The sequence below is a fragment of the Pseudomonas sp. Sample_22 genome (assembly GCF_004307635.1).
GTDB lineage: Bacteria > Pseudomonadota > Gammaproteobacteria > Pseudomonadales > Pseudomonadaceae > Aquipseudomonas.
In genome coordinates this window covers 1-8,381 of the sequence record NZ_RCNY01000032.1, presented here as the reverse complement: position 1 = coordinate 8,381, position 8,381 = coordinate 1, and the positions used below count along the sequence as shown (strand labels likewise).

Here is an 8,381-nt window from a genome sequence, read left to right as displayed (position 1 = left end):
GAAAACTGACCAACCCAAAACCGGTAGGAGCAAAGCTTGCTCGCGATAGCGGTGTGACATCCGACATGGATATCGCCAGTCACACTGCCATCGCGAGCAAGCTTTGCTCCTACAGAATCGGGGTCAGGCAGTGACGGCCATAGCGTGCCGTCGATGATGAACGTCGAGCTGATCCTTGATCACCTTGAGTACCTTGGCTTCATGCTCATGAATGAAGAAGTGCCCGCCAGCGAGCATGTCTAAGGAAAAGCTGCCGTGGGTTTCCTTGCTCCAGCCGATCAACTGCTCGGTGGTCGCTCGGTCTGCCTTGCCGCCGAGCACGTGCACCGGACACTTGAGCAGTGGTCGCTGGATCGGCTCGAAACGTCCGCAGAGCTGGAAGTCGGCGCGCAGGATCGGCAGTGTCAGGCTCATCAGTTCCTGATTGGCCAGCACTTCTTCGCGGGTGCCATTGAGGCTGCGCAGTTGCTCGATCAATTCGGCATCGGTTTTCGGCTCGGCAAAACCACGGTCGTATTCCAGACGCATGGTTGGCGCCGCGGTGCCGGAGGCGAACAAGGCCACCGGTTCCGCAACGCCCAGCGAACGAAACGCATGGGCCATCTCACAGGCGAGCAAGGCACCCAGGCTATGGCCGAACAAGGCATACGGTGCCTTGAGCATGGCTTTTTGTTCGTGGGCCAATTGCAGGGCCAGGCGGCGCATGTCGGTGTGCAACGGCTCGCCGTAGCGCGCGCCACGCCCCGGCAATTCCACCGGTTGCAGCTTGATCCACTCCGGCAGTTTGCGCCGCCAGCGGCTATAGACCATGGCGCTCGCGCCAGAATAAGGCAGGCACAGCAATGTCAGCGGGGTCACCGGACGTACCTCAAAAGTTGTCTGTTCAGAGAACGGATGAAGTACGCCTGGAATTAGTCGCCGATCAAATGCCTACAGATGTCAGGCCCATTCCAGCGCCGGCAAGCCAAAGGCGCCCGGCTTGAAGGATTTGAGCGTACGAAGAATGCCATCGGCGTGTGCGTACTTTTCGTCAGCCATGGCCGCGTCCGGAATCGCGATCGCGGTCATCCCCGCTGCCTTCGCCGCCGTGACACCGAACGGTGAATCTTCGAACACCAGGCAATCCCGGGGAGCAACGCCCAGGCGCCGCGCGGCAGTCAGAAAGATATCCGGTGCAGGTTTGGCCGCGCCCACGTCCGGGTCATCGGCGGTGACGATGAAATCGAACAAGGCGAACCAGTCGCGATGCAACGTGGTTTTCTGACCGAACGACTGGCTCGAAGAACTGGTGCCGACGGCAATCGGAATGTTGTGCGCCTTCAGATGCCGAACCAACTCCTGTGCGCCAGGCATTGCCTGCGCTGTAGGAAAACGCTCGCGCATCAGCGGTTCGCGGATCACCAGGAATTCCTCGGCACTGATCGGCAGCTCCAGCGCCTCGACCACGTAGCGCGCCAGGTCACCCGCGCCACGACCGATGATGTTCTGCTTGAGGCTCCAGTCGAAAGTTCGCCCATAGCGTGCGGCGATCAGAGCCGTGACTTCGGTGTAAATGCCCTCGGTGTCCAGCAACAAGCCGTCCATATCGAAAATCACGGCCTTGATCGGGCCGAATTCTTTCAGCGGTGCATTCATCGCATCTGATCCGTATTGAACGATATCCCAGGCGGCTCAGGTGCGGCCGTTCCGTGATGGATTAAAGGTTTCAGCAGCATAGCGAGCGTGGCAGCCCCAGGGCAACGGGCAAAACCCGCCCCATGACGAAGTGGCGACACTGATTTGGCGATTCGCCCTACAGAAAACTCCAATTTTCCCGACTTCTTTCGCACCTGATCCAACGCAAAGTTTCCCGCCTATTTCTCCAGGCGAAACCCCGCGAATGTTTGATCCAGACAAGCTGCTGGCCTTGAACAACACCATCGGCCTGCTGGTGGTCGCTGCCATGAACCCGCAGCGACCGGACGTCGAAGCGGTGCTCGGTGATTTCCGCCTATGCCTCAACGACTATCAATCCTGGGCGGAAAATTTCTGGACTGGCGGGACACTGGCTGTCGAGCAAGTGTTCAAGGTCGGCAACGAAGTCCGCCTCAGCGCCCCGAAAAACTCCACCACACCCGTCAGCTCCACGGTTGCCACGTGCCCCGCCAGCGGCCCGTTGACCCTGGTGCACATGTTCGAAGCCGCGCGCTTCGTGCCCATCGGCAATACCCCGGTCAAGCTCGAACCGTTGATATCCGAAGGTGCCGACGGCGCGAAATACGGCGAGCCGATCCATCAAACCATTGGCCCGAGCGGCATCCTCAACGTCCCTGATTGCTGGCGTGGCAAGCGCTACCGCATCACTTTTTTTCCCAACGTAACCCGCGAACACGTCAAAGCGCTGTACGACTCTTACCAGGACGTTGTCGATGAGCTGGAAGGCTGGTTGCGCAACGAATGGACCCTCGAGTTTGAACCGCAGTGGAGCCACTTTTCCGAGGCGGATTTCATCCAGCGCTACGGCCTGTTGCTGCAAGCGGACTGGCTTGGATTCGAGAAAGCGCTGCAGGGTCTATGGGATGACGTGAAGCAGGTCTTTGCCCTGATGGCAGACCTGCAGGCCAACAGTGAAAAACTCCTTCAATACCTGAGCGAAGTCGAACTCGCCACGCTGCTGAACGCCTCGGCTGAAGCGATCGCCAACGTGTTGCTGGTGTTGAGCGACGAGCCGTTGATGTTCATTCATCTGGCGGCCTTTACCAGTTGGCTGAGGATGTTGCCGCCGCAGTACATCGCTGAAGTCGTGGCGCAAATTCGTACAGAGTTGTTGATCAGTTTCCTGCTCGTGCGCTTGACCGGTCCTGCCGGCCTGGGTCTCGGCATCAGCACCAAGGTGCTGGCGAAGATCAAGTCCGAACGCACCCGACAATGGCTCGCAGCAGCAGGTTTGCGCCTGGCCGAACTGGCCCGCCGATCTGATCTGTCCAGCCACGCGGGCGCTCTCAAACCCGTGGTGATCAATGTCCGCAACGCGCCCTTGAAACCCGCGCCTGCGGTGCCAATGCGCATCAGCCCGACAGGGTCGGCAGATGTGCTGGTGGACAACCCCGTCGCCATCGCTCGTAACAAGTCCGCAGCCATGACCCGTCTGGCTCGCCAGGAACATCGGGATGATGTCCCTGCGCAAGCGAAAAACCCCAACGGCGACAGCGCCGACGCCGCCGACCGCACCGCCACCCATGGCTGCCCGGTGTCGCTGGTCACCGGCGAAGAACTGCTGACCCTGACCGACGGCGTGCTGGACGGCCTGCTGCCGTTCGAATTCACCCGTTTGTATCGCACCAGCGCGGTGGAGATCGACAGTGGCCTGGGCTTTGGCTGGAGCCATTCGCTGGGCCAGCGCCTGGAGATCGACGGCGACACGGTGGTGTGGGTTGATGCCGAAAACCGCCGCACGCCGTTTCCCTTGCCCAGCGCGGCCCGCCCGGCGATCCACAACAGCCTGTCGCGGGCGGCGATTTACCTCGGTGATGCGCCCGAAGAGCTGATCGTCGCCCTGGCCGGTGAAGCGGCGCGCTTTTATCACTTTGTCGGCGGGCGCCTGAGTGCGATCAGCGATGCCTATGGCAATCGTCTGACCGTGCAGCGCGACATTTCCCAGCGCATTCAGCGTCTGGATAACGGCGCCGGGCGCGGTCTGCTGCTGCGTTATGAGCGTCGCCATTTGATCGCCGTCGACTACCAGCGTTTTGATTGTTCGGGCGATCAGCCGCCGGTCTGGCGCACCGAGCAGACGCTGGTCAGCTACCGCTATGACGCCCGCGGGCGCTTGATCGAGGCCAGCAACGCCGCCGGCGAAAGCGAGCGCTACGACTACGACGAACAGCACGTCATCCTGCAACGGCAGCTGGCCGGGGGTGCGAGTTTCTATTGGGAGTGGGAAAACTCCGGCAAGGCCGCCCGTTGCATCCGTCACTGGGCCTCGTTTGCCCAGATGGACACGCGCTACGCATGGGGCGACGACGGCAGCGTGCTGCTCCGGCACGCCGACGGTAGCGAGGAAACCTACGCCCACGACGACCGCGCGCGCCTGGTGCGGCGGATCGCGGCCGACGGTGGCGAACAGCGCAAGGCCTATGACGCCCAGGGTCGTTTGATCGCCGAGCAGGACGCCCTCGGTGCGGTCACTGAATACCGCTACGACGAACTCGGACGGTTGATCGCGCTGATTCCGCCGGAAGGCGAGCCGACGTCCTACGAGTACCGCAACGGTTTCCTGCATGCCCGTTATCGCGGCCAGGCCAAGTGGACCTATCAACGCAACGCCCAGGGCGATCTGACCTGGCTGATCGACCCCGACGGCCAGAGCACCTACCACGAGTACGACGCGCAGGGACGGCTGCTGACGATCCGGTATCCGGACCACAGCCGGCATGTGTTCGAGTGGAACGGCCTCGGCCAATTGCTCGGCGAAACCCTGCCCGACGGCGCATGCCGGCAGTATGCCTACGATGCGCGGGGGCGCCGGACGACGGTTCAGGATGAATTCGGTGCCATTACGCGTTACCAGTGGGACGCCGCCGGCCGACTGCTGCAGACCACGTTTCCCACAGGCGCCAGCCGTCGTTACAGCTACAACGCCTACGGCCAGATCACCGCTGAAACCGATGAACTGGGGCGGGTCACCCGCTTTGAATACGCCGACGACCTGCACCTGGTCAGTCGGCGGATCAACCCCGACGGCAGCACGCTCAAGTACCGCTACGAGCACGCCCAGCTGCTGCTCACCGAGATCGAAAACGAAGTCGGCGACACCTATCGGCTGGACTACACGCCCACGGGCTTGATCCGACAGGAAACCGGCTTCGACGGGCGGCGCACCGCCTACGCCTACGACCTCAACGGCCAGTTGCTGGAGAAAACCGAGTTCGGCGATGACGGCTCGCAGCTCATTACCGCTTACCAGCGTGACAGCGCCGGACGCCTGCTGGTCAAGACCCTGCCCGACGGGACCAAGGTCGAGTACCGCTACGACGGATTGGGGCGGCTGGTCAGCGTCGACGACGGTCAGGACCATCCGCTGGAGTTCGCGTATGACGCCCACGACCGGCTGATCACCGAGCATCAGGGCTGGGGCACCCTGCGGTATGGCTATGACGCCGGCGGCCAGTTGCAGCACCTGCGCTTGCCGGACAACAGCCGCCTCACGTATCACCGCGCCCAGGGCGGGGCGCTGACGGCGATCGACCTCAACGGCTCGCGGTTGACCACCCACCGCTTTGTCGGCGGTCGCGAACAGCAGCGCCAGCACGGTGTGCTGCACAGCGACTTTGCCTACGACGACCAGGGCCGCTTGCAGGCCCACGCCGTCAGCCAGCAGCAGCGTCCGCTGTACCGTCGCGAATACGCCTACAACGCCAACGGCAACCTCGCACAGGTTGCCGACACCCGCCACGGCCAGCGCGATTACCAGTACGACCCGCTCGACCGCCTGACCCACGTGCGCCACGCCCGCGGGCAGGACCCGGAACACTTCACTCACGACCCGGCCGGCAACCTGCTGATCCACGACCGCCCCGGCCCCTGGCACCTCAAGGGCAACCGCCTGCTGCGCCACGCCGACCGGCATTACCGCTACGACGCCTACGGCAACCTGATCGGCGAACGCCGCGGCCAGGACCTGCGCGAATACCGCTACGACAGCCAGCACCGCCTGATCGGCTTCACCGCCCCCGACGGTCGCGAAACGTCCTACCGCTACGACGCCTTCGGCCGACGCATCAGCAAGACCGTCGACGGCCAGACCACGGAATTTTTCTGGCAAGGCGATCAAGTGATCGCCGAAAGCAGCCCAAGCCACTACCGCAGCTACCTCTACGAACCGGGCAGCTTCCGCCCGCTGGCGATGCTCGACGGCCAAGGCCCGAAAAAAGCCTGCCCGTTCTACTACCAACTCGACCACCTCGGCACCCCGCAGGAACTCACCGACTACAGCGGCGAAATCGTCTGGTCCGCCCGCTACACCGCCTACGGCAAGATCAGCCAGCTCAGCCACAGCCACGGCGAACAGCTGGAGCAACCGCTGCGCTTCCAGGGCCAGTACTTCGACCCCGAAAGCGGCCTGCACTACAACCGCCACCGCTACTACCACCCCGACACCGGGCGCTACCTGACACCGGACCCGGTGAAGCTGGCCGGCGGGTTGAACCCGTATCGGTATACGCCGAATCCGACGGGGTGGGTGGATCCGTTGGGGTTGAGCGGGAATTGTCCGGGGGCGAATAGGCCGGGTTGTTCAGAGCCGGATAGTGTGGGTGGAGCTAAGGTTGATGAGGGAGAGCCCGCGCTTCCCAAGCCCAAAAAGGAAAACGACTACCTATATCGCGGGGACAAACTCGAACCAGATGACGTATTTCAGAACGGGTTCAAAAGCAAAGGCAAAAGTGAGGACTTATTGCTGCATTCTATCGACAGCGAACATCCACCGAGTAATTTCATCAGCACATCACCATCAAGGGAAGTAGGTAAACTTTTCGCGACCGGGTTTAATACAAAAATCGGATACCTTTTCACGTTGCAAAAAATTCCTGGCTACGATTTAAAGAAAGAACTTGGCACGTTGTATGATTTTGGAGCTGAGGAGGAGATTGCGATACGCGGACATATAAAACCCGAAGATGTGCTTGGAGCAACATTGATAATTGATGACGGTAGGGAGTTTGGGTATTCGATTCCAAATCCAAATAGGAAAATAAGAAAATGATAACAAATGTCAGGATAACCATTAGCATCAACAAAATCAAAGAAATGGCTCAGCTAATTTGTGACGATAGCCCCATCTCAATAACTTTACTTTTAGATAGCGGACTTAAAAAAACCTATACAGGCTTAAATTTTTATAAATGTTTTGGCCAGCTCAGGGAGGATAACGCTCATATTGATTTTCTTTGCAAGGGTTCAAAAATCAATGTCCACCCCTCAAGTATGTCATCACAAATGACTCAAGGTTTAAAGGCATATGAACTCGCCTTGGGAAAAGCAGCATCCCTTAAAGATGTAGTTTATATATTTGATTACGACGATGAAAATCTTACTAACAACCCAAGCGAACAACGAGAGTTTTACATGCGCTGGATTAATACGGAGAAGTCAGACTAACTTGACTATTGGACAAATCAGAATTTTATCCAGCCTTCAAAATCCTGCTCAAATTTCGAACGATGCAATAAGCATATAGGAAAGAAAGTCATGCCACACTACCAACAAACCTAAATCGAACTAGCAGACAAAATAAAAATTTGGCGCTGCCTTAAAGAACAACAAGCACTACTTTGCTTGGAAAAAAATGAAAAAAATAGAAATCCCCGTTATCAAAAAAAACAACAATGAAACAGCAACAATCGAATGCGACAGGATAAACCTAAGCCTTAAACTTACGATAGAAAATGATATCTCTAAACAATATTCAGCCTACGACTTATTCGTATGTTTTGGTTTACTCAGAGCTGACAATCCAGAAATAAAATTTCTATGCAAAGGATCAAAGCTAAACGTTCACCCCTCACGAATGTCTTCACAGATGTCTAAAGGGCTCGCTGCTTATGAACTGACTCTAGGAAAACCAAGTGACGAAGACGATACTATCCGAATTTTCGACTACGAGGATCAAGACATCACAAATAACATAGAAGATCAAATAAAATTTTACAAGAAATGGCTTGAATCACTCTCCCTGCAGTAATGCTACATTTAAAACACACACCCTGAACAACACACCCAAGAAATTAACGCAATCGTCACAGCTCTACGCACAACCACCTTAAAATCTAAGACCACAAAATGCCGATTAATAGAATACAACTTAAAACAGGCAACAAAACTGAATTCGCAACACTTATAGACAAGTACAGCGAATTAACACTGATTAGAAAAAACGGATTCAAAAAAACCTATACAGAAGACGACCTATTCCTATGTTTAGCACGAATGCGACGAGACTTCCCCGAAACCAAGTTCCTTTGTAAAGGAGCGAAACTTAATGTTTACCCATCTAGAATGTGCTCCCAAATGAGCAACGGAGCTGTTGCCTACGAGATGATTCTTGGAGAAAAAGCCACTCGCGACCACATCGTCCATATTTTTGATTTTGATGATGAAAATATCGCACAAGATATTTTCGAACAAGAAGAATTTCAAAGGCGCTGGATGAACTCCTTTTAGACCTATCCGACAGGTGATAGCTTCACAAAAGCTCTGCCCCACGAAAAAAGCCCAGCTCAAAATCTGGGCTTACAATCTTATGAATTTATTGTTGTCAGTCGGACTTGGCTTCAGCTTTGGAATCAGCTGAATCCGTACTTCCTGAGCTTGCAGACGTATTCCCAGACCCACTCCCTACCGAT

7 protein-coding genes and 1 pseudogene are annotated in these 8,381 nt (G+C 57.0%); 6 read left to right on the top strand and 2 right to left on the bottom strand.

What is annotated here, in order from left to right; all coding sequences use genetic code 11:
• Positions 1-123 precede the first annotated feature (123 nt).
• Positions 124-858 (bottom strand): alpha/beta fold hydrolase, encoded by a 735-nt coding sequence (locus tag D8U73_RS08150; protein WP_056854883.1) that lies wholly within the window; start codon positions 856-858, stop codon positions 124-126.
• Positions 859-939: 81 nt separating this feature from the next.
• Positions 940-1,635, bottom strand: a complete 696-nt coding sequence (locus D8U73_RS08145; RefSeq protein WP_130904170.1) for an HAD-IA family hydrolase — start codon at positions 1,633-1,635, stop codon at positions 940-942.
• A gap of 244 nt (positions 1,636-1,879) precedes the next feature.
• On the opposite strand from D8U73_RS08145, the pseudogene D8U73_RS29710 reads away from it, so the two are divergent.
• The 6 genes and pseudogenes from D8U73_RS29710 to D8U73_RS08125 form a co-directional block, all read left to right on the top strand.
• Positions 1,880-4,480, top strand: a pseudogene (locus D8U73_RS29710) (DUF6531 domain-containing protein); the annotation flags it as partial.
• Positions 4,481-4,548: 68 nt separating this feature from the next.
• The gene (locus tag D8U73_RS29445) at positions 4,549-4,641 is read left to right on the top strand and encodes a hypothetical protein (RefSeq protein ID WP_241668506.1); all 93 of its coding nucleotides are present in this window, start codon (positions 4,549-4,551) and stop codon (positions 4,639-4,641) included.
• Positions 4,631-6,742, top strand: coding sequence for an RHS repeat-associated core domain-containing protein (locus tag D8U73_RS29440; protein WP_241668505.1), 2,112 nt, complete (start codon positions 4,631-4,633; stop codon positions 6,740-6,742). Before D8U73_RS29445 ends, D8U73_RS29440 begins: the two co-directional genes overlap by 11 nt.
• Positions 6,739-7,137 carry a hypothetical protein gene (locus tag D8U73_RS08135; RefSeq protein ID WP_130904168.1) on the top strand — a complete coding sequence of 133 codons (399 nt, stop codon included), beginning with the start codon at positions 6,739-6,741 and terminating at the stop codon, positions 7,135-7,137. The genes D8U73_RS29440 and D8U73_RS08135 overlap by 4 nt, the downstream gene beginning before the upstream one ends.
• A 187-nt stretch (positions 7,138-7,324) precedes the next feature.
• Complete coding sequence (locus D8U73_RS08130; protein WP_130904167.1) at positions 7,325-7,720, top strand: hypothetical protein; 396 nt, start codon at positions 7,325-7,327, stop codon at positions 7,718-7,720.
• Positions 7,721-7,818: 98 nt separating this feature from the next.
• Positions 7,819-8,199: a hypothetical protein gene (locus D8U73_RS08125; protein ID WP_130904166.1), complete on the top strand. Its 381-nt coding sequence runs from the start codon at positions 7,819-7,821 to the stop codon at positions 8,197-8,199.
• Positions 8,200-8,381: the final 182 nt, after the last annotated feature.

What these genes read in the sequence shown, in the direction of transcription:
- D8U73_RS08145 (WP_130904170.1), bottom strand. Translation starts at nt 1,635, where the DNA reads ATGAATGCACCGCTGAAAGAATTCGGCCCGATCAAGGCCGTGATTTTC.
- D8U73_RS08125 (WP_130904166.1), top strand. Translation starts at nt 7,819, where the DNA reads ATGCCGATTAATAGAATACAACTTAAAACAGGCAACAAAACTGAATTC.
- D8U73_RS08135 (WP_130904168.1), top strand. Translation starts at nt 6,739, where the DNA reads ATGATAACAAATGTCAGGATAACCATTAGCATCAACAAAATCAAAGAA.
- D8U73_RS08130 (WP_130904167.1), top strand. Translation starts at nt 7,325, where the DNA reads ATGAAAAAAATAGAAATCCCCGTTATCAAAAAAAACAACAATGAAACA.